General features: G+C 71.9%; 21 protein-coding genes and 1 pseudogene. 9 read left to right on the forward strand and 13 right to left on the reverse strand.

Annotated features, from left to right (window positions below; genetic code table 11):
• Positions 1-33 precede the first annotated feature (33 nt).
• The 3 genes from HCK04_RS35450 to HCK04_RS35460 form a co-directional block, all read right to left on the reverse strand.
• On the reverse strand, positions 34-792 hold the full coding sequence (locus HCK04_RS35450) for a MerR family transcriptional regulator (protein ID WP_142651721.1): 759 nt from the start codon (positions 790-792) through the stop codon (positions 34-36).
• Between the two features lie 211 nt (positions 793-1,003).
• Positions 1,004-2,149: a DUF6596 domain-containing protein gene (locus HCK04_RS35455; protein WP_142651722.1), complete on the reverse strand. Its 1,146-nt coding sequence runs from the start codon at positions 2,147-2,149 to the stop codon at positions 1,004-1,006.
• Complete coding sequence (locus tag HCK04_RS35460) at positions 2,146-2,553, reverse strand: YciI family protein (protein WP_142651723.1); 408 nt, start codon at positions 2,551-2,553, stop codon at positions 2,146-2,148. Before HCK04_RS35460 ends, HCK04_RS35455 begins: the two co-directional genes overlap by 4 nt.
• Before the next feature lie 149 nt (positions 2,554-2,702).
• Here HCK04_RS35460 and HCK04_RS43920 point away from each other — a divergent pair, with 149 nt between their 5' ends.
• Entirely contained in the window at positions 2,703-3,512 is an 810-nt protein-coding gene (locus HCK04_RS43920; protein ID WP_261985984.1) for a MerR family transcriptional regulator, read from the forward strand.
• A 101-nt stretch (positions 3,513-3,613) separates the two neighbouring features.
• Here the strand turns inward: HCK04_RS43920 and HCK04_RS35470 are convergent, their stop codons facing one another.
• Positions 3,614-4,693 (reverse strand): tyrosine-type recombinase/integrase, encoded by a 1,080-nt coding sequence (locus tag HCK04_RS35470; protein WP_142651725.1) that lies wholly within the window; start codon positions 4,691-4,693, stop codon positions 3,614-3,616.
• Positions 4,694-4,746: 53 nt separating this feature from the next.
• Entirely contained in the window at positions 4,747-5,211 is a 465-nt protein-coding gene (locus HCK04_RS35475) for a ribosomal protein L7/L12 (RefSeq protein WP_142651726.1), read from the reverse strand.
• Between the two features lie 441 nt (positions 5,212-5,652).
• Here HCK04_RS35475 and HCK04_RS35480 point away from each other — a divergent pair, with 441 nt between their 5' ends.
• Entirely contained in the window at positions 5,653-6,534 is an 882-nt protein-coding gene (locus tag HCK04_RS35480; RefSeq protein ID WP_142651727.1) for an NmrA family NAD(P)-binding protein, read from the forward strand.
• A 21-nt stretch (positions 6,535-6,555) separates the two neighbouring features.
• Here the strand turns inward: HCK04_RS35480 and HCK04_RS35485 are convergent, their stop codons facing one another.
• Entirely contained in the window at positions 6,556-7,506 is a 951-nt protein-coding gene (locus HCK04_RS35485) for a DUF2218 domain-containing protein (RefSeq protein WP_142651728.1), read from the reverse strand.
• A gap of 112 nt (positions 7,507-7,618) precedes the next feature.
• Between HCK04_RS35485 and HCK04_RS35490 the strand changes: the two genes are divergently transcribed.
• Complete coding sequence (locus HCK04_RS35490; RefSeq protein WP_185949099.1) at positions 7,619-8,209, forward strand: transcriptional regulator; 591 nt, start codon at positions 7,619-7,621, stop codon at positions 8,207-8,209.
• On the opposite strand, the gene HCK04_RS35495 is transcribed toward HCK04_RS35490, so the two are convergent.
• Entirely contained in the window at positions 8,137-8,964 is an 828-nt protein-coding gene (locus HCK04_RS35495; protein ID WP_185949100.1) for an aminoglycoside phosphotransferase family protein, read from the reverse strand. The genes HCK04_RS35490 and HCK04_RS35495 overlap by 73 nt on opposite strands.
• Before the next feature lie 2 nt (positions 8,965-8,966).
• Positions 8,967-9,389, reverse strand: a complete 423-nt coding sequence (locus HCK04_RS35500; protein ID WP_240972121.1) for a hypothetical protein — start codon at positions 9,387-9,389, stop codon at positions 8,967-8,969.
• Positions 9,390-9,405: 16 nt separating this feature from the next.
• Between HCK04_RS35500 and HCK04_RS43120 the strand changes: the two genes are divergently transcribed.
• Together HCK04_RS43120 and HCK04_RS35515 are read left to right on the forward strand one after the other, a co-directional pair.
• A complete protein-coding gene (locus HCK04_RS43120) occupies positions 9,406-9,798 on the forward strand; it encodes an SDR family NAD(P)-dependent oxidoreductase (RefSeq protein ID WP_240972122.1) in 393 nt (130 codons plus the stop codon).
• Between the two features lie 81 nt (positions 9,799-9,879).
• Positions 9,880-10,299 (forward strand): ester cyclase, encoded by a 420-nt coding sequence (locus HCK04_RS35515; RefSeq protein WP_168066528.1) that lies wholly within the window; start codon positions 9,880-9,882, stop codon positions 10,297-10,299.
• 210 nt (positions 10,300-10,509) lie between these two features.
• On the opposite strand, the gene HCK04_RS35525 is transcribed toward HCK04_RS35515, so the two are convergent.
• Positions 10,510-11,397, reverse strand: coding sequence for a LysR family transcriptional regulator (locus HCK04_RS35525; protein ID WP_142651730.1), 888 nt, complete (start codon positions 11,395-11,397; stop codon positions 10,510-10,512).
• Positions 11,398-11,581: 184 nt separating this feature from the next.
• Here HCK04_RS35525 and HCK04_RS35530 point away from each other — a divergent pair, with 184 nt between their 5' ends.
• The gene (locus tag HCK04_RS35530; protein ID WP_142651731.1) at positions 11,582-12,817 is read left to right on the forward strand and encodes an MFS transporter; all 1,236 of its coding nucleotides are present in this window, start codon (positions 11,582-11,584) and stop codon (positions 12,815-12,817) included.
• Between the two features lie 41 nt (positions 12,818-12,858).
• Here the strand turns inward: HCK04_RS35530 and HCK04_RS35535 are convergent, their stop codons facing one another.
• Complete coding sequence (locus tag HCK04_RS35535; protein WP_142651732.1) at positions 12,859-13,806, reverse strand: alpha/beta hydrolase; 948 nt, start codon at positions 13,804-13,806, stop codon at positions 12,859-12,861.
• A gap of 41 nt (positions 13,807-13,847) precedes the next feature.
• Here HCK04_RS35535 and HCK04_RS35540 point away from each other — a divergent pair, with 41 nt between their 5' ends.
• Entirely contained in the window at positions 13,848-14,324 is a 477-nt protein-coding gene (locus HCK04_RS35540) for a MarR family winged helix-turn-helix transcriptional regulator (RefSeq protein ID WP_142651733.1), read from the forward strand.
• 87 nt (positions 14,325-14,411) lie between these two features.
• Here the strand turns inward: HCK04_RS35540 and HCK04_RS35545 are convergent, their stop codons facing one another.
• Positions 14,412-15,827, reverse strand: coding sequence for a nitroreductase/quinone reductase family protein (locus HCK04_RS35545; protein ID WP_240972123.1), 1,416 nt, complete (start codon positions 15,825-15,827; stop codon positions 14,412-14,414).
• A 469-nt stretch (positions 15,828-16,296) separates the two neighbouring features.
• Between HCK04_RS35545 and HCK04_RS35550 the strand changes: the two genes are divergently transcribed.
• Positions 16,297-17,028, forward strand: a complete 732-nt coding sequence (locus HCK04_RS35550) for an alpha/beta fold hydrolase (RefSeq protein ID WP_142651735.1) — start codon at positions 16,297-16,299, stop codon at positions 17,026-17,028.
• A gap of 75 nt (positions 17,029-17,103) precedes the next feature.
• Here the strand turns inward: HCK04_RS35550 and HCK04_RS35555 are convergent, their stop codons facing one another.
• Positions 17,104-17,640, reverse strand: a complete 537-nt coding sequence (locus HCK04_RS35555; RefSeq protein WP_142651736.1) for an HIT family protein — start codon at positions 17,638-17,640, stop codon at positions 17,104-17,106.
• Positions 17,641-17,898: 258 nt separating this feature from the next.
• Between HCK04_RS35555 and HCK04_RS35560 the strand changes: the two genes are divergently transcribed.
• Entirely contained in the window at positions 17,899-18,324 is a 426-nt protein-coding gene (locus tag HCK04_RS35560; protein ID WP_168066530.1) for a VOC family protein, read from the forward strand.
• A gap of 509 nt (positions 18,325-18,833) precedes the next feature.
• On the opposite strand, the pseudogene HCK04_RS35565 reads toward HCK04_RS35560, so the two are convergent.
• Positions 18,834-19,116 (reverse strand): annotated as a pseudogene (locus tag HCK04_RS35565) (RNA polymerase subunit sigma-24); the annotation flags it as partial.

The following is a 19,116-nucleotide window of genomic DNA, read 5'->3' on the forward strand; positions in this document are numbered from 1 at the left end:
CCCCTCCCTGGATCTTTTGGCCGGACCCCGGGGTCAGGCGTGCCGCGCCGCGTTGGCGTGGATGGCGTCGCGGACCCAGTGGCTCAGGCCCTCGGCGAGCCGTTCGTAGTTGGCCGCGAACCGCGGGTCGGCCACGTACATCTCCCCGAGACCCTTGTGGATCTCGTAGGTGCAGTCGTAGAACCAGCGGGTGATGTGCGCGCGGTGCCGTTCGGCCAGGTCCATAGCGCGCTCGCCGTCCGCGGGCTCTCCCTCGGTGAAGGCCGCCGCGAACGCCTGCAGCACCTCGCCGGTCTCCGCCGTGATGGCCCGCCAGTCGTCCTTGGTGTAGCGGGCCGTCCGGCGGCGGCTCTGCTCGAACGCGCCGGTGCCGCCCCAGCGTTCCTCCGCCTCCTCGGCGTACTGCGCGGGATCGAAGTCGCCGAACACCTCGAACCGCTCCTCCGGCGTGAGGGAAATCCCCATCTTCCTCGCCTCCATGGCACGTTCGACCGCCGCCGCCATCGCCTCCAGCCGCCCGATCCTGCGCCGCAGCAGCTCGTGCTGGCGGCGCAGGTGGGTCACCGGGTCGGTGCCCGGGTCGTCGAGGACGACGGCGATCTCCTCCAGGGAGAACCCGAGCTCCCGGTAGAACAGCACCTGCTGCAGCCGGTCGAGGTCCGCCTCGCTGTAGCGCCGGTATCCGGCGGCGGTGCGCTCGCTGGGCCGCAGCAGCCCGATCTCGTCGTAGTGGTGCAGCGTCCGCACGGTGATCCCGGCGAAGCGGGCGACCTGGCCGACCGAGTAGCCCATGGGCTCTCCTCCCTTCCGGGGCCAAGCCTGCGGCCTCTCGTTACGTGAGGGTCAACCCGGATCCGCCGCCGCGCGGAATCCCCGCCGTGGCGGTCGTGCCTGTGGCCACCGGGGTCATCCCCTCCCTCGTGCGGATCTCCGCCCGGCGCCGGACCGTGAACACACGCCGCCGGGGGCGCGCGGAGCCCCCGGCGGTGCTCGCCGAGGGTGCTCACTGCCGGAGCAGCCGCCGCACCCGCGCGGCCTGCCGCGTGAGGTGGTCGCGCTCCGGCACGCTGGTGGCGGCGCGGGCGGCCTCGGCGTACAGCTCGGCGGCCAGCGGGAGATCGCCGGCGCGTTCGTGCAGGTAGGCCGTCACCGCGGCGTAGCGCGGCAGACCGGGATCCACGCCGTCCAGCGCCGCCAGGCCCGCGTGCGGCCCGTCGGCCTCGCCGACCGCCACCGCGCGGTTGAGCCGCACCACCGGGCTGCCGGTCAGGCGCAGCAGCTCGTCGTACCACTCCACGATCTGCACCCAGTCGGTCTCGGCGGCGCTGCGGGCGTCGGCGTGCAGGGCGGCGATCGCGGCCTGCGCCTGGTATTCGCCCAGCCGGTCGCGGGCCAGCGCGGCCTGCAGGATCGCCACCCCCTCGGCGATCTTGCCCGTGTCCCAGCGCGACCGGTCCTGCTCGGCGAGGGGCACCAGACGGCCTCCCGGGCCGGTGCGCGACGCCCGCCGCGCGTGGTGCAGCAGCATGAGCGCGAGAAGCCCGGCGACCTCGGGCTCGCCGGTCAGCGCGGCGAGCTGGCGGGTCAGCCGGATCGCCTCGGCCGCCAGGTCGACGTCTCCGCCGTACCCCTCGTTGAACACCAGGTAGAGCACGCGCAGCACCGTCCCGAGATCGCCGGGCTGGTCGAGCGGCAGCCCGGCGATCCGCCGTTTGGCCCGGCTGATCCGCTGCGCCATGGTCGCCTCGGGGACGAGGTGGGCCGCCGCGATCTGCCGCGTGGTCAGGCCGCCGACCGCGCGCAGCGTCAGGGCGACGGCCGAGCTGTGCGGCAGCGTGGGGTGCGCGCACAGGAAGTACAGCCGCAGCGTGTCGTCCGTCGCGGGCGCGGGACCGGACGGAGGCTCGGCCTGCACGGCCAGCTCCCGGCCCCGCCGCGACGCCTCGGCGCGGGCGGCGTCGACGAACCTGTGCCAGGCGGTCGTGACCAGCCAGGCCTTCGGATCGCGCGGGGGATCGGCGGGCCAGGTGTCCAGCGCCCGGATCAGGGCCTCCTGCACGGCGTCCTCGGCCGAGGCGAAGTCGGCTCCGCGCCGGACGAGGACACCGATCACCGCGGGCACCAGCTCCCGCAGCAGCGACTCGTTCACTCGGTGACCGTGGGCGGCTCGGCGAGGAACGGCCGGACCTCCAGCCACTCGTGGATCGGCTTGCCGCCGGGGCCGGGGGCGGCCGACAGCTCCCCGGCGAGCTGCACCGCGCGGTCCCAGGAGTCCACGTCGATGACCATCCAGCCTGCGATGAGGTCCTTGGTCTCGGCGAACGGGCCGTCGGTCACCGGCGGGCGCCCCTCGCCGTCATACCGTACGAACGCGCCCTCGGGTGACAGGGCCTGGCCCTCGACGAACTCGCCCGTCTCCTCCAGGCGGGCCGCGAAGTCACGCATGAACTGCACGTGCGCGTCGACCTCCTCCGGCGTCCAGGTGTCCATCGTCCCGTAGTCGACGACGGGGGCCGGGCCGCCCCGGTAGTGCTTGAGGATCAGGTATTTCATCGTGCTTCTCCTTCGTCGGGCGGCCCTGTCGTGGCCGCTGCTGTCCCTGGGACGGAGCCGGCAGCACATTCTCGACACCCGGCACGGCGATTTCCGCGCGATATCCGGCCGTGGACCCTCACACGGGGAGACAGGCCATGCTGGGGCACGTGAACGACGACCTCCTGTCGATCGGGCGGTTCGCCCGCCTCGCCCGGCTCAGCGTCAAGCAACTGCGCCACTACGCCGCCATGGGGCTGCTCGAACCCGCCTGGATCGACCCCGCCAGCGGCTACCGCTACTACCATGCCGCCCAGGCGCGCGACGCGCTCGTCATCGGCCTGCTGCGCTCCCTCGACGTGCCCCTGCCCGTCATCGCGGAGGTGTTGTCCGGCAACGACGGGGGACCGGACGTTTCGGGCTCCGCGGCCGCCGCGCTCGCCCGGGTCAGGGACGACCAGGAGGCCGAGCTCGCCCGCCGCAGGCGCACCCTCGAAAGCCTCGAACGCATCCTCGCCACCGGCCTGCCCGGCGCCGAGGTCACCCTCGTCACCGAACCGCCGCGCCCCGCGGTCGTCGTCCGCGACCTGGTGGCCACCCCCGGCGACATCGGCCGCGCCACCTCCGCCTGCGTCGCCCGCCTGCTGGCCGCCGCGCCGCCGGCACCCGCCTTCGTCGGGCTGTTCCCGCTCGACTACGGCGAGCTGATCCCCGTCGCCGTCGCCCTCACCGGCACCGGCCTGCCGCAGGTGCCCGGCGCCGCCCCCGAGACCCTGCCTGGCGGCACGTTCGCCGTCGCCGCGCACGTCGGCCCCTACGACCAGATCCCGCTCACCGCCCACGCACTGCTCGCCTGGTGCGCCGAACGCGGGCACGCCCCCACCGGCCCGCTCCGCGAGGCGTACGTCTCCGACCCCGCGACCACCCCGCCCGAGCGGCTGGTCACCCACCTGATGATCGGCCTGGAGGACGACCGATGAACGATCCGCCTCGGTGGCGTCCACGACAGCGACTCCAGCGACCCCGCGGCGCTGCGCACCATCCCGCGCCGGCCCGTGCGCACCGCCTGACCATCCCGGCGTCAGGTGTCCGGCCCGGCCTGGTCGTCCCGTACGGCCCGGCCGCGCCGGCGGCGCAGCAGGGGGTGCGACCCCATCGCCACCTCCAGCTCCCCGGGCAGGTCGTCGCGGTAGCGGCCGAGCGTCGACAGGTCGCTGTGGCCCAGCACCCGCCGCACCGCGTCCATGTCCGTGCCGTCGGCCAGCAGGTGCGTCGCCGTCGTGTGCCGTAACCCGTGCGGCGTCACCGCCCGGCGCCGCCCGGGTTCCACCTGCCGCTGCACCCGGTCGATAACGGCCTGCACGTCGCCCCGCGCCAGCCGCCTGCCCCGCCACGACAGCAGCAGCGCCTTCTCACCGTCCCCGCCGGCCCGCACCGCCAGGTAGGCGTCGAGCGCCGCCGCGACGGCCTCGGGCAGCGGAACGTCCCGGGTGCGCCCGCCCTTGCCGAAGATGCGCCAGTAACGCACCCCGTCGTTGGTGTAGAAGTCCTCCACGTTGGCCCGCACCAGCTCCGACACCCGGGGGCCCAGCGTGGTCAGCAGCAGCACCACCAGCGCGTCGCGCACCTCCGTCCGCTGGTCGGCCCGCCTGCGCCGCCCCGCCCCCGAACCGGCCGCCTTCGCGGGTGGTGCGGCGGGCGAGGCCGCCGCCTCGATCAGCCCCTCGGCCTGCTCCCGGGTCAGCGCGCGGCGCTCCGGCCGCAGCCCGCCCCGCTCGCGCGCCCGCACCGACGAGGCCGCCATCGGATCCAGATGCACCCAGCCCGCCGACGTGGCGTGCCGGAACAACGCCGACACCGACCGGCGGAACCTCGCCTGCGACGCCGCGCTCTGCCCGGTGTTCTTCTCGTGTCCGTCATGCTTCCTGCGCTCGTCGGGCTTGCGGGCGAAGGCCAGCAGCACCGCGTCGACGTCCTCACCGGTCAGGTCGTCCAGCACCCGGCCCGCCCCGGCCAGCCGTACGAACGTGGCCACGTCACGCGCGTACACCTCGGCCGTGGCGGGCGACAGCGCACCGGTCACCGTCTTGGCGCGGACCAGCTCCACATAGCGGTCCCCGGCCTCCTGCACGGTCAGCCTGTTCACCTGTACGGGCAGCATGATCGACACCGTACCGAGCCGCACCGACAGCGGACACCGTTGTAGCGGGTCTCCTACGCCTCGCCGGCCGCGCCGGTGACGTCGATCGCGTCGACGAACCGCTCGGCCTCCGCCTGGCCCATGCCCGTCTCGCCGCGCACCAGGAACACCGCCTGCTCGCCACGCCCGGCCGCCTTCAGCTCCCGCACCCGCGACGCCAGGTCCGGCCGCGCCTGGCCCGGCGCCACCGGCAGCGGCCGTCCGGCGGCCAGGGCCTCGGCCAGGTCCTTGGCCTCCTTCAGGCCGAGCCCGGTCTGCTCGCGGATCAGCTTGATCGCCTCGATCTTCTTGTTCTCGCCGTACAGCTCCCGCACCCGGTGCTGCAGGTCGGCCGAGACCGGCGGCAGCAGGCCCGGGCTGCGCCAGGCCAGCGGCCCGGCGGGGCGTGCGCCGGCCCGCACCGCCGCGAGACCCACACCGAGAAGCGCGATCACGATGACAGCGAGGACCAACACCTCGACCGTGCCCAAGCCGAACATGTGATGATCGTAAGCCCCGCCCCATGGAACAGTCAGCCCTTCCGGACGAGCGCCGTCTCGTCTCGGGGCCGTCCCCGTCCCGTCCCCGTCCCGTCTCCCGGCCGTCTCAGGGCCGAGGCCGTGCCGCCGTCGCGTGCCTGACCACGACATGGACAGGCACGCGGCGCGAGCGGCGCGGGCCCCGCCGAGCAGGGTGCCGGGCGCGACCAGGCCACCGGGCGACGAGACATGATGGAGGGGTGATGGCCGGCAAGTCGTCATCGAGGAGATTCTCCGCCTGCCCGACGATCCGGGGCAGCGTCTGATCGTGAGAGCGGCCAAGGCGGGCACGCCCTCGGCCGCCCGGCTCGCACTTCTCGGCGCCCGCGCCGCCGGCTGACCGCCGGCCCGCGCGCACGCCGGTCGTCGACGCATCGAAGATCCCATACGCGAGGAGCACTCATGATCGTCGTCGCATCCGCCACCAGCAACACCGGTTCCGCCGTCGCCGAGGCACTGCTCGCCGCCGGACACCGGATCCGGGTGCTGGGCCGCGACCGCGGCCGGCTTCAGCGATTCGCGGAGCGCGGCGCCGAAGCGGCCGAAGTACGCCCCGACGACCCCCACGGCCTCCGGGAGGCCTTCGCCGATGCCCGCGCGGCGTTCGTCATGATCGCACCCGGCCTCATCCCCGGCAGCACTGACTTCCCCGCCTACCAGCGGCGCGTGATCAGCGCTTATCGTCAAGCGCTCGACGATCTCGACGGCCTCACCCGGATCGTCGGCCTGAGCGCCTGGGCCGCGAGCTACGCCGGTGCCCGTGGCCCGGTGTGGGGGCTGCGGCCGTTCGAAGAAGCGCTCGACACCCTGACCGGTGTGGAGGTGACCCACCTGCGGGCCGGATGGTTCATGGAGAACACCCTGCCGATGATCGAAGAGGTGCGGGCCACCGGCACCGCCCACGGGCTCATCCCCGGGGACCTCCCTCTCCCGGCCATCGCCACGGCCGACATCGGCGCCGTCGCCGCGGATCTTCTCACCGGGCGCCGCAGGGCCGGCACCCGCACGCTCGAACTGCAGGGCCCCCGGGACATCACGCTCGACGAGATCGTCGCCGCGATCGGACAGGCGGTCGGACGACCTGGGGCGCGCTACGAACGGATCGACGCCGCCGCCATGCGCGAGCGTCTTCTCGCCGCCGGGTTCTCCCCGCACATGGCGGACGGCACCACCGCCATGACCCTCGACGTCGCCGAGCGCCGGATCGTCATGACCCAGCCGCGTGATGCCGAGACCGCGACACCGACGACCTACGAGGAGTTCCTCGCCCGCGTGATCGGCTGACCCCGCACACGCCCTTGCGGATCAGCCGATCCGCCGGGCGATCGTGATCCCGTCCCGCACCGGCAGCATCACCGACTCCACCCGGCTGTCCCGCGCGATCGTCTCGTTCAGGCGGCGTACGGCCACCTGCGCGTCCCCCTGGAAGGCAGGGTCGAACACGCGCCCGCCCTGGAACACGTTGTCCACCACGACCAGCCCGCCCGGGGTGAGGCGGGTGACCACCTCTTCGTAGTAGTCGGGGTAGCTCTGCTTGTCGGCGTCGATGAAGGCGAAACCGATGGCCGGCTCGGCGGGAAGCGCGCGCAGCGTCTCCAGCGCCGGACCGATCCGCAGGTCGACGCGGTCGGCCACACCGGCGCGCTCCCAGTAGTTCCTGGCGATCGACGTCCACTCCGTGCTCACGTCGCAGGCCAGCAGCCGCCCGTCCGGCGGCAGCCCCCGGGCGATGCAGATGGAGGAGTAGCCGGTGAACACCCCCACCTCCACGGCCAGGCGGGCGCCCGACAGGCGCACCAGCATCGTCAGCAGGGCGCCCTCGTCGTGCGAGACCTGCATCCCGGCCGCGCCGCCGGTCTCCTCCCGCGTCCTGACCACCAGGTCGTTGAGCACATCGTCGGCGGGGGAGCAGTGGGTGAGCAGGTAGTCGTCCACGACGGGGGACATGTGCCACGCCGCGTCGCCCGCGACCGGGGGCGACCAGTCGGCCACGAGATCCTCCTGGGTGGCGAACCGCAGCAGGTGACGGGCGACGACGTCCTGCACGCCGAGCAGCGACTCGGCGTCGGCGGCGGTCGCGATCATCTCCAGTCCGCCGCCGTGCGGCCGCAGCACGCACCGCCCGGACCGCACCTCGATGACCGCGCGGCCGTCGCCGCCGAGCACGGCCCGCGCCTTGTGGCTCATGTGCGACACGAGCTGCTTGATGTAGCGCTCGGGTCTGTCGGTGACGACGTGCGCCGTCGAATGAGGCATCGGCTTCCTCCATGTGACAAGCGTTGATATTTTTCGACGCTTCCGGTCCGGCGATTGTGGTGGGCGGCTCGCCGGTTTGTCAAAGCGTCGACCATCCTCGACACTTTCTTACGTGAACGACGACAAGACGACGGGGGAGCGCCCCGGCGGCGAACCCGGCCTCCTGGAGCTGCGCACCCCCGAGCAGTTCAAGGCACTCGGCCACCCCGTCCGTCACCGCATCGTCAACCTGCTCCGCCAGCGCCCCGCCACACTGGGAGAACTGGCCACCGCACTGGGAGCCGCCAAGGGCACCATCGCCTACCACGTCCGCGTCCTGCGCGAGGCCGGCATCGTCCGCCTCGCCGGCACCCGGCACGTACGCGGCGGCACCGAACAGACCCTCGCCCTGGTCAGCCGCGGCTTCCGGCTGCACAAGGACGCCGAACCCGGCCCCGGCTTCCTCATCAGGGCCGCCCTCGCCGAGATGCTCCCCGCCCGGCCGGAACAACCCGAGCACACCCAGCTCAACCACCTCTGGCTCACCCGGCAGGAGGCCGACGCGCTCATCGCCCGCCTCCGCGACCTCCCGCCCCCTCCCGGGCGCACCCCACCGCCCGGCGGCGAGCCGTACGGGCTGCTGCTGTCGCTCTACCCCGCCGACATCCCCACCCTGCCGCCCGTCCCCTCCGGCGACAGCGCCGACAGCAACAGCGCCTCGTGACGCGCGACATGCGCGCTGTCGGCGAGATACAGCAGGTCGTGCCCCTCGGCGACATGCGCGGCGAACGCCTCATGACCCGCCGCCGCCTCCGCACGCATGTGGGCCACCAGATGCGCCAGCCGCGCCCGCGCCGTCCGCGGCAGCGCCTCCCGGCCGGCCGCGCCGAGCCCGTAGGCGTCGGCGAACACCCGCAGCCGCCGCGCCTGCTCCGCCACCCCGGGAGCACTCTCATCACGACTCGGATCGTGCAACGGCACGAACCGGTACGCGGCATAGGCCACATCCCACACCCGCGGCCCCGGATGCGCGGTGTCGAAGTCGATGAACGCCACCGGCCGCCCCTCCCGGAAGACGCAGTTGTACGGCGCCACGTCACCGTGACAGACCACCTCCGCCGGAGCGCGCGGCGGGAAGTACCACTCGGCGTCCTCCGGCGGCGCGAACCCCACCGTCGCGTCGTGGTAGTCCCGCAGCAACGTCCCCGCCCCGGCCAGCGCCTCATCGGTCATCACGTACGCCGGCAGGGGATAGTCCGGCACCTCACCCGGGACGAACTCCAGCACCTCCCGGCCCTCACCGTCACACCCGTACGCTCTCGGCGCGCCGCCGAACCCGGCCGCCGCCAGATGGCCCAGCAGGGCGTGCACCACCGGCGTCCACCTGCGGGCCGGCCGGCGCACCGTGCCCCCCACCCGGACGACCCGGTTGACCCCGCCGCCGGTCAGCTCCTCCTCCCCGCGCTCCGGGACGGCCATGCTCACCCGCCCGACCGGACGTATCGTGTGGGGGAGGTCTGCGGCGCCGTCCAACCGGCGAGGAGTTTGAGGCGGTCCTCCGAGGGGGTGCCCGGCTCGGCAGTGTAGATGACCAGCTCGTGGACGGCCCGTTGAGGCAGGGGCAGGTTCAGGGAGCGGAAGGTCATCTCCAGACGGCCGGCTTCGGGATGGTCCAGCCGCTTGCCGCCTTCGAGACGGATCCGGACGTCGTGACTGGCCCACATGGTGCGGAAGTCGAGGCTGAGCGTGGACAGCTCGCCGACGAGCTCACGCAGGGCCCGGTCGTGTGGTGCACGTCCCGCTTCGGCGCGGAGCATCGCGACCGAGGCCCTGGTCAGGAAGTCGCGAATGTCCGAACGGTTGCCGGCGGGATCACCGGTGTGGTCTCCGGACAGAGATTCCATTCCTTCGACTGTACCCATGGTGCGGATCACCGGCGCGACCAGCGGTATCGGCGCCCACACCGCGCGGCTGCTCCTCGGCCGCGGCCACCGCGTGGCGGTCACCGGCCGCGACGAGAGCAGACTGAAGGCTTTCCTCGACGAGGCCGGCCGCCCCGACCGGCTGCTGGGTCTTGTCGCGGACGCGGCGGACTGGCAGGCCACCGAGCCCGACCTCGCCGCGTCCCTGGAGCGCAACGCGCTACGGCCCGGCCGTGCCCGCGTCCCCGAGGTCGGCATCCACGCCACGGTGAGACGCCTGCGCCGCCCGCGATCGTCGGATGGGTTCGACGTCGTCCGTACGGTGGTCTTCGACGGCCGCGGCGGCTTCGCCGTACGAGCCGAGGACGATCCCGATGAGTGGCAGCCGTGAACAGGGCCCGGCAAAAACTGCGCTGAGACGGGCGCGGCGGCGCGCTCACAGGGCATCCACCGATAAGGGAGGGCCGACATCGTGGGTGAAGCCCGCCGGGTGCGCGACAGATACAACGCCGCGTTCAATGCGCATGACATTGACGCGCTGCTCAGCACGGTCAGCCCCGACGCGGCCATCCTCAGCCCCGAAGGCCTCGCCGAGGGCCGCGAGGAACTCGGCTCCTACCTGGAGGAGTTCTGGGCGGCGTTCCCGGACGTGCACACCGTGGTCCTGGAGTCGTTCGACACCGACGACACGACGATCGACGAGGTCGTGTTCGTCGGCACCCACAAGGGGCCTTACCGGGGGCCGGGCGGCAAGGTCATCCCGCCGACGGGCCGTCCGGTGAACATCCGCTCCTGCTACGTCTGCACGGTCGAAAACGGGTTGATCGTCAGCATGCGCGTCTATCTCGACCAGATGGAACTGCTGTCCCAGCTCGGCGTGCCGCCCGAGTGACCCGCCGAGGATCTCACGACGTGGGATCAGAAGGTTGGGATCAGGAGGCGGGGGAGCAGGGCGGGGCCACACCCCAGCCCCAGCGGGGGACGGGCGCCCGGCTGGGGGTTCGCCAGGGCGAGACGGGTGCCCCACTCGATGTAACTCGCGAAGACGGCGCGGAAGTCGGGATCGCCGGGCAGGACGAGGCCGCTCCGCCTTCGAGCGTAATCATGTAACTGGCAAAAGTGCGGAGTGATCGGCGTCGATCAGCTCAAGGAAGGCCGTGGCCGCCGGAGACGGCCGGTTGTCCCAGATCATGTGCTCCACCCGCGTGGGAGCGTCACGGAGGCGGATGACGCGCAGGTCGGGAAAGCGCGGCGCGTATGCGGCGGGAAGCATGCCCACGCCGAGGCCCTGCCGTACGAGATCGACCATGAGATCGGCGGACGACACCTCGAAGGGCACCTCACGCCGCACCCCCGCGGCCGCGAACGCCTCGTCCGACTGCGCCCGGCCCGCCGCGCCGACACGGAAGTCGATGAACGGCTCGTCCGCCAGCCCCCGCAGGTCCGCCTCGGTCTCCACCCGGTGATAGTCGGGCGCGACCACCGCGACCAGCTCGCCGCCACCGAGACGGCGACTCCTGACGCCCCTGGGCTCCGCACGCGGCGGCAGGCCGAGGAACGCGACGTCGACGGCGCCCTGCCGCACCCGCTCGACCAGCTCGTCGCTGCCCGCCGCCGTGAGCGTGATGCGCACCCTCGGATAACGCCGCCGATACTCCCGCAGGGCGACCGGCAGATCGACGGCCGCCACCGTGGGGATGGTGCCGACGGCGAGCCGCCCGCGGATCTCCCCGGCGGCGGACGCCACCTCGGCCCGCGCGCGGTCCGCGGCCTCCAGGCACTCCCGTGCCGCCGTGAGGAACGCCTCCCCGGCAGGCGTCAGCCGCACCCGCCGGCTGGTCCGCTCGAACAGCCGCGCGCCCAGCTCCCGCTCAAGCGCGGCGATCTGATGACTGAGCGCCGACTGCACCACACGGCAGCGCTCGGCCGCCCGGGTGAAGTTCCTGGTCTCCGCGACCGCCACGACATACCTCAGTTGCTGCAGCTCCACCCGACCATGATGAACAACGATCGATGTCGATGAAAACTATGTGTTGGACTCATCAATCGATGATCGCGCACCCTTGAAGGCGGCGGCCACCGGGCCCCGCGCCGCCGACTTCCTCTCCCGCCGCGCCGCGTGGCCGAACGACGCACCCGGCCGGCAGGCGATCGACCAACCAGAAAGAACACCAATGGCCACCCAAGGCACACACCCGCACTCGACCGCCAGAGCATGGCTCGGCGTCGCGGCGATCACCGCCAGCCTCTTCGCCTTCCTCACCACCGAGCTGATGCCCGTCGGCCTGCTCACCCCGATGAGCACGAGCCTGCGCATATCCGTGGGCGCCGCCGGGCTCATGGTCACCCTGTACGGCGTCTCCGCCGGGCTCGGCGTGCCCTTCATCGTGGCGTGGACCAGGCGCGTCAACCGGCGCGTCCTGCTGTCCACGCTCCTGGCGATCCTGACCGTGGGAAACACGATCACCGCGATCTCCCCGAACTATCCGCTGGTCCTGACGACCCGGCTCGTCATGGGCTTCGCCAGCGGAGTGTTCTGGGCCATCGGCGTGAGCATGGCCATGCGCCTCGTCGCCGAACGCCACGCGAGCAGGGCCGCCGCGATCGTGATGTCCGGCATCTCGATCGCCGCCGTCGTGGGCATCCCGCTGGGAACCGTCCTGGAAAGCCTCACCGGCTGGCGCACCACCTTCCTCATCTGGGCCGGCCTCAGCGCGCTGGTCCTCCTCACCGTCGTCACCGTCATCCTGTCACTGCCGTCGACGAACGCGGTCTCCGTACGAGAGGTCTTCGGCCTCCCGCTGAAGAACGTGCCGCTGCGCCTGGTGCTGTTCACCATCGTGCTCTTCGTGCTCGGCCACTTCGGCGCGTACACGTTCGTCCGCCCCTACCTGGAGGACAGCGCGTCCGCCACGCCCTTCTTCATCACCGCGCCGCTGATGGTGTACGGCGCTGGCGGCGCGGCCGGGAACTTCGTCGCCGGCTACACGGTGACCAAGAGCCTCAGAGGCAGCTTCATCGCCGGCTGCGCGGGACTCGTGACGTCGTTGCTCCTGCTGCTCACAATCGCGCACGGGCAGGCAGGAGCGGTCGTCACGCTGGTGCTCTGGGGCGTCTCCTTCGGCGTCGTCCAGCTCTCCCAGGTCAACCTCACCCAGGCCGCCGCACCCGACACCTTCGAAGCCGCCATGTCGCTCAACACCATGGCGTACAACACCTCCATCGCACTCGGCGCGCTGTTCGGCGGTCTGTTCGCCGATCACCTCGGCGTCACGAGCGTCGTCTGGTTCGGCGTGACGCTCACCGCGGCCTCGCTGCTCCTCACCCTCGCCACCCGCCGGAGGGCCACCCGCCCCGTCCTCGGCGACGCGCCGGCGTCCGCCCCCGCGCAGACGGCCGACCGGGCGTGAACACCCACTGATCACGACCCGGCTGATCACGACCCGGCCGATCACGACCCGGCCGAGCGGCTCCCGGCGGGGGAGAACACGCGCGGCACGCCCCCGGCGCGGATGCGCTGGCCGAGGAAGAAGGCCGCCCGGTCCAGTGCCTCGTCCGCCTCGTCCAGGACCCCGGCGAACGACTGGAACACATGCGGCACGCCCGCGGTGACGTCCAGGATCACGTCCACTCCCGCCGCCCGGGCCCGCGCGGCCAGGCGCGTGGAGTCGTCCAGCAGGACCTCGTTGGTGCCCACCTGAAGCAGCATCGGGGGAAACCCGGTCAGATCGGCGAGGACGGCCGGGCTGAGCAGAGGCTGCCGCGGGTCGGCCCCGCCGAGATACATGGCCCCCGTGTGTTCGAGGGCCTCCCGGGTGAAGATCGGGTCGATGCCCTCCTTGGTGTCCATGCTCTCGCCCGTACGGGTGGCGTCGAGGCCGGGGGAGAACGCCACGATGGCGGCGGGCAGCGGAAGACCCGCGTCACGCGCGGCGAGACAGGTGGTGACCGCGAGCCCGCCGCCCGCGGAGTCCCCGGCGAATGCGATGGCCGAGGGGTCCTCCCCGCTGTCGAGAAGGGCGCGGTAGGCGCTCACGCTGTCGTCGATCGCGGCAGGGAACGGATGTTCGGGGGCCAGCCGGTAGTCCACCGAATAGGCCGCGAAGCCGGTCCTGACCACCAGGTTTCCCGTCAGCGACAGCGCGGTCTCGGGGGATCCGAAAACCCAGCCGCCGCCGTGGAAGTAGAGGATCGTCCCGGCGCGGCGCTCCTCGTCCGGCTCGACATGCAGTGCGGGCCGGTCGCCGAGCGTCGTCGGCGTGACGCGAACGGCGTCCGGCACGATCATCTGCGCCATCAGCGCCGTGAAGCCGGCTCGGAGGGCCTCGACCGACCGGGGCCCTTCGGGCCGTGGCCGTCGCAGTATCGCGTCGATCCGGGCGCGTTGTTGCTTGCTCATGGGTGCTCCCGCCAGAAGTAGATGCCCGTACACTATATGCCGTGGCATCTAAATCGAACGGGGACCCAGCCGGCCTCCAGAGCTTCTTCTCCGATCTCGTCCGATGCGAGACACGCCTCTACAACGCCCTCAACGACCGGCTGCGGGAACGGCACGGCATCGTCACCTCCCAGTTCGAGGCCCTGCGCTATCTGCGCGACCACCCCGGGTCCCGCGTCGCGGACCTCGCCGCCGAGTTCGCCGTCGGCATCGGCGCGACCAGCAAGGGCGTCGACCGCCTCGAACAACGCGGATGGGTCGTCCGCCGGCCCAACCCGGCCGACCGCCGCTCCTCCCTGCTGGCCCTGACCGACGACGGCACGCGGCTCGCCGACGCGGCGGAGGCCACCGTCACCGGCGCGCTGGCCGACCTGGTCGCAGACACCCTCGACGGCTCCCCGGGGGAGGCCACCCGGCAGGTCCTCGCCACGCTGCGCTCCCTGCTCGAACGCGGCCAGATCGGCATGCCCACAGGCTGAGACGAGCCCCGGCCGCCCGATCGGCCGGGAACGATGCCGGCTCGTCCCGATCGGGCGGTCAGAGGCGTCTTCACGGGCGGATCGGCGTCACCTCGCCCTCCCCGCCCGGGTGCCGGCGACCCAGTCCGCGAGACGGCGCAGGAACGTCATGGCCACAGCAGGCGGGTCCTGCGCCATCACGCTCGCATGGAAGGCATGCGGCATGCCCTCGTACAGGTCCACGGTCACGTCGACATCAGCGGCCGCGGCGGCCGCCGCGAAGCGCCGCGTGTCGTCCAGCAGCACCTCGGCGGTCCCGGCCACGAGCAGCAGCGACGGCAGGCCGCGCAGATCCCCGTGGAGCGGAGACTGGGGCGCCCGATCGGCGGGCGCTCCGGCCAGATACTGCACGGTGACGTGTTCGGCCACCCGGCGATCGATCACATCCCCGCCCTCGTTGACGTCCAGGGACCGGCTCGACAAGGTCAGATCGGTCAGCGGGGAGACCGCGATCGCCGCACCGGGCAGCGGATCACCCGCCTCCTTGAGCGCCAGCAACGCCGACAGGACGAGCGTCCCGCCCGACGACTCGCCGCACACGACGACCCGATCGGCCGGCACCCCCTGCTCCAAAAGGCTCCGATACACCGCCACCACGTCGTCCAACGCGGCGGGATACGGATGGGCGGGCGCCAGCCGCTGGTCCACCTTGAACACGGGACGCCCGGTGGCCTCCGACAGCCGCCAGGCCATGAGAGGCTCCAGCGCCGGCTGGGCACGCTCGAAACCGCCTCCGTGCACGTACAGCGTGACGCCGTCCCCGGCAGCCGACCCTCCCGCCGCGCTGACCCACAGCCCCGGAACGCCTCCGGTGTGCGCCAGCGCGGGCGTCACATCGCCACCGAGCGCCGGTGCACCGGCGAACAGGGACTGCATCGCGGTCATCACGGCCGCGCGGTCGCCGGAGGCGGCGGGGACCTGAGCGACGCGCAGACGATCCCCGTCACGCGGCGAAGGGGCGCCTTCCGGCAGGTCCGAGAAGGAAACGGAGCGCGGGGTCAACGCCACGACGGGCAACACGCGGCCCGACCGCACCTCATAGTCGGCCCAGCCGGCATCGGCTTCGACCGCCCGGGCGAACAGCCGATCGCGTTCCTCGCCCTCCAGAACGGCGGCCTCCGCCTCGATCGTGAGGATGCCGGTCTCCACGGTGACGCGGGAATCGGCACGCAGGTTGTGATACCAGGCCGGGTGGCGCGGCGCACCGCCTGCCGAGGCGATGACCAGCATCCGGCCTCCCTCGTCATCCAGGTAGCCCAGGGGGACCGTACGGCGGACCCCCGAACGTGCGCCGGTGGTGGTCAGGAGGAGCAGCCTGGCCCCCTCGAAAGGGCCGCCCACCTTGCCACGGTTGGCGCGGAATTCCTTGATGATCTGCTGATTGAAGTCGTGCGGCATTGTCTGCTTTCTTGTTCCGGACTTTCTTGATGCCGGACTTTCTTGATGCGGGGCTTTTCCGGGCATGGCGAACCGACCGCCTCGCCGCATCAGCGCAGGCGGTGGTGAAGGAATGACGGAAACGCGCGCGGCGGCATAGGAGACGGCGCGGCGGCGAATTGCGCCGACGCGACAGGCCGCGCCGATACGCGGTCGAAAGAATTTCAGATCACGAGGTCGAAGATGCGGCGGGCCTCGCGCCCGCCCGGCCCTCACGCCGTGGCCGGGTGCCTCACTCGCTTGTGGCCCATGGCCGACCCGGCAGTCACGAAGCTCACGTTATCGCCACCTCGGGAATGCGGCAACATCGCATCCGTCCCGGTTCACAACATGGCGGGGGACAGGCCCGTCCTGCCATGATATGTTCACCGTCACCGCGCATCGCGGCGAACCAGGGAGGTGAGACCGATCAACGCTGTGACAGGTCGGGACTCCCTCCTTCTCATCGCCTAGGGGAGTGCCCGCGAAAAGGCATCCTCGAAAGGCGTGAAACGCTGTGCGCTTCATCTCCTGCACGTCGTCCGGCGGCGTCACCGAACAACTCTTCACCCTCGATGAACTCCCCGGCGTGCTCTGGACACCGGAAAACGCCACAGGCGCTCGTCCTCTCATCCTGATGTGCCACGGTGGCGGCCGGCACAAGAAGGACCCCGACATCCTCGCCCGCGCGCACCGCTACGTCACCGAGGGCGGCTTCGCCGTCGCCGCGGTGGACGTGCCCGGCCACGGCGACCGTCCGACGGACGAGAGGTACGACAAGATCGCTACTGAGAATCAGGCTCGCGTGGCGGCGGGGGAGGAGCTCGCTCCGCTGATCGCCGCCTTCCAGGCGCTCGTGGCCCGCCAGACCGTCCCGGAATGGCGGGCGGTGCTCCGGGCGCTCCGCCGGCTCGACCACGTCGGCGGCGGCCCGGTGGGCTACTGGGGCGTGTCGCTGGGATGCGGCCTCGGCGTTCCGTTCGTCGCCGCCGAGCCCCGGATCCGGTGTGCGGTGCTGGGCCTGGGCGGCGCGCCGGCGCCGGCCGAGGCCGCCGCACGGGTCACCGTGCCGGTGCGGTTCCTGCTGCAATGGGACGACGAACGGGTGCCGAGGGCCCAGGGCCTCGCACTGTTCGACGCCTTCGCCTCGGCCGACAAGACCCTGCACGCCAACCCCGGCAGGCATGGCGAGCTCCCCGAGTCCGAGATCGACAGCTCACTGCGCTTCTTCCAACGGCACCTCGCCTGAACCCACCGCCTCGTCACGTGTGAGCAGGCCGGGCTGCGGGGGAGCGACGCGCACTGGGCAACCGCGTGCCGGTCGTCACCTGTCCACGCCGGCCTCGGACAGGACGGCGCGCAGGCGGCCGGCAAGGTCGGCCGCCTGCTGCGCCGACCAGGGAATCACGCCGTTCTCGGTCATCAGAGCGTGATACTGCTGCTGCTCATACGGAGTTCCTGGAGGCAGGGGAGCGATATGCCAGTGCAGGTGGGCGTTTCCCTGTTGGCTGCCCAAGGACAACAGATAGGTGCGTTCGGAGGGGACGACCGCCTCGACCGCCAGGGCGACTCGGCGGACCGTCCGCATCAGCCGCAGGTAGGCGTCTTCGTCAAGGTCCCGGACGGCATGCTCCACGTGGGCGCGGGGAGCCACCAGGACCTTGCCGGGCATCGTGGGGTAGCGATCCAGGAAAGCGACGTGGTGCTCGTCCTCGAAGACGATCTGCTCAAGGTCGTAGCCGGGCGCGCCCGCCAGGATGGCGCAGATGAAGCACGGACGGCCTCTGGTGCGCCGGACGTAGCCGGCGAGATCGAAGGGTTCTCTTCCCTGAGGCAACGGATCGCTGTCGTGGGTGCTCATGGTCGCACCATAAGCGGACCATGAGGCTGATCAGTCAGTATCCGGCCATCGATGGAAAGAGCGGACATCACTCCCTATACCGGACAGAATTCACCTTCTGTCCGGTATAGGGATAGATGAGGCATTTGTCGCATCCGTGGAGGCGTATACGTCCGGCAGGAAAGATCTTGGATCTGGGTGTCGAGGATTCGGCGCCGGCTCCGTCCCAGGGGTGCCCGTGACCGCGACAGAGGAGGGACCACCGTGACGATCCAGCGCATGGACAACGTCGGCATCGTCGTCGACGACCTGGAGGCCGCCATTGCCTTCTTCGTGGAACTCGGCATGGAGCTGGAGGGAAAGGCGCTGATCGAAGGGCCGTGGGCGGCACGCCTCGTCGGGCTCGACGACCAGAGCGTCGACATCGCGATGATGCGCACCCCGGACGGCCACGGGCGGATCGAGCTGGCGAAATACCACACGCCGGAGGCGATCGCCGGTGTGCCGCGGGACGCCCCGGCGAACACGCTGGGCATCCGCCGCATCATGTTCGCCGTCGACGACATCGACGAGGTCATCGCGCGCCTGCGTGCTCACGGCGCCGAACTCGTCGGCGACGTCGTGCAGTACGAGGACGCGTACCGGCTCTGCTACCTGCGCGGGCCCGAGGGAATCGTCGTCGCGCTGGCCGAGGAACTCGGCTGACGGCCTCCGCCGCGGTGACCGCGCGGGCATGGGCGTCACGCGCACCTGAATCCCAGGCCACAGCCCCTTCCGGCGTTGCTCGATAATGTACATTATGTCAAGTTGGCTGGTTCGGCCACTCCTCTGGTTCCTCCGGTTCGCGTCTCGAGGCGTCGCCGTCTCCCACGATCCGACCGGTGCTCGCGCTCGCGTGCTCGCGATGAGCGGGCCCGCGCCCGCGTCGGCTGGTGTGGCGCCGAAGCCGGGGACGTACGGCGAGCCCGGCAACCGGCCGGCCGCTCCCTCTGTCTGCCTCCCGCTGCGGTGCGGCCGGCCGGTCGGTTACGTACTGTGACCTCTCCCCCGGGCTGATCGGCCGTGCCGCGTGTGCCGAGGTGCCGCCGCATGTCGAGTACGCGCTCGGCCGCGGCCTGAACGAGATCGTCAGGCGGTTGATCGGGTGGGCGACCGAGCCTTACGACGTGATTCGCCGTACCGGTGCGGTCCTCTCCCCCGCGTGAGCGGCGGGTTCAGCGGGTGACAGTGATCTCCCGCTCCATGTGTGACAGTTTCTCCGGGTTGCGTACGGCGTAGAGGCCGGTGATGAGGCCGTCGTCGATACGTACGGTGATGACGGTGTCGACGTGGCCGTCGGCCCGGATGATCAGTGCGGGGTGGCCGTTGACGTGCGCGGGCTGCAGTGAGGCCGCGGGAGCGAGCCTGCTCAGCAGGTGGGCCACCTGGTCGGCGCCGACGATGGGGGTCGGGGCGGCCTGCTTGAGTCCCCCGCCATCCGCCAGGAAGACGATGTCG

Origin of the sequence: Microbispora sp. CL1-1 (genome assembly GCF_012034195.1) — a bacterium.
In the GTDB taxonomy this organism is placed as follows: domain Bacteria; phylum Actinomycetota; class Actinomycetes; order Streptosporangiales; family Streptosporangiaceae; genus Microbispora.

What these genes read in the sequence shown, in the direction of transcription:
- HCK04_RS35450 (WP_142651721.1), bottom strand. Translation starts at nt 792, where the DNA reads ATGGGCTACTCGGTCGGCCAGGTCGCCCGCTTCGCCGGGATCACCGTG.
- HCK04_RS35460 (WP_142651723.1), bottom strand. Translation starts at nt 2,553, where the DNA reads ATGAAATACCTGATCCTCAAGCACTACCGGGGCGGCCCGGCCCCCGTC.
- HCK04_RS35470 (WP_142651725.1), bottom strand. Translation starts at nt 4,693, where the DNA reads ATGCTGCCCGTACAGGTGAACAGGCTGACCGTGCAGGAGGCCGGGGAC.
- HCK04_RS35475 (WP_142651726.1), bottom strand. Translation starts at nt 5,211, where the DNA reads ATGTTCGGCTTGGGCACGGTCGAGGTGTTGGTCCTCGCTGTCATCGTG.
- HCK04_RS35480 (WP_142651727.1), top strand. Translation starts at nt 5,653, where the DNA reads ATGATCGTCGTCGCATCCGCCACCAGCAACACCGGTTCCGCCGTCGCC.
- HCK04_RS35485 (WP_142651728.1), bottom strand. Translation starts at nt 7,506, where the DNA reads ATGCCTCATTCGACGGCGCACGTCGTCACCGACAGACCCGAGCGCTAC.
- HCK04_RS35495 (WP_185949100.1), bottom strand. Translation starts at nt 8,964, where the DNA reads ATGGCCGTCCCGGAGCGCGGGGAGGAGGAGCTGACCGGCGGCGGGGTC.
- HCK04_RS35500 (WP_240972121.1), bottom strand. Translation starts at nt 9,389, where the DNA reads ATGGAATCTCTGTCCGGAGACCACACCGGTGATCCCGCCGGCAACCGT.
- HCK04_RS43120 (WP_240972122.1), top strand. Translation starts at nt 9,406, where the DNA reads ATGGTGCGGATCACCGGCGCGACCAGCGGTATCGGCGCCCACACCGCG.
- HCK04_RS35530 (WP_142651731.1), top strand. Translation starts at nt 11,582, where the DNA reads ATGGCCACCCAAGGCACACACCCGCACTCGACCGCCAGAGCATGGCTC.
- HCK04_RS35535 (WP_142651732.1), bottom strand. Translation starts at nt 13,806, where the DNA reads ATGAGCAAGCAACAACGCGCCCGGATCGACGCGATACTGCGACGGCCA.
- HCK04_RS35545 (WP_240972123.1), bottom strand. Translation starts at nt 15,827, where the DNA reads ATGCCCGGAAAAGCCCCGCATCAAGAAAGTCCGGCATCAAGAAAGTCC.
- HCK04_RS35555 (WP_142651736.1), bottom strand. Translation starts at nt 17,640, where the DNA reads ATGAGCACCCACGACAGCGATCCGTTGCCTCAGGGAAGAGAACCCTTC.
- HCK04_RS35560 (WP_168066530.1), top strand. Translation starts at nt 17,899, where the DNA reads ATGGACAACGTCGGCATCGTCGTCGACGACCTGGAGGCCGCCATTGCC.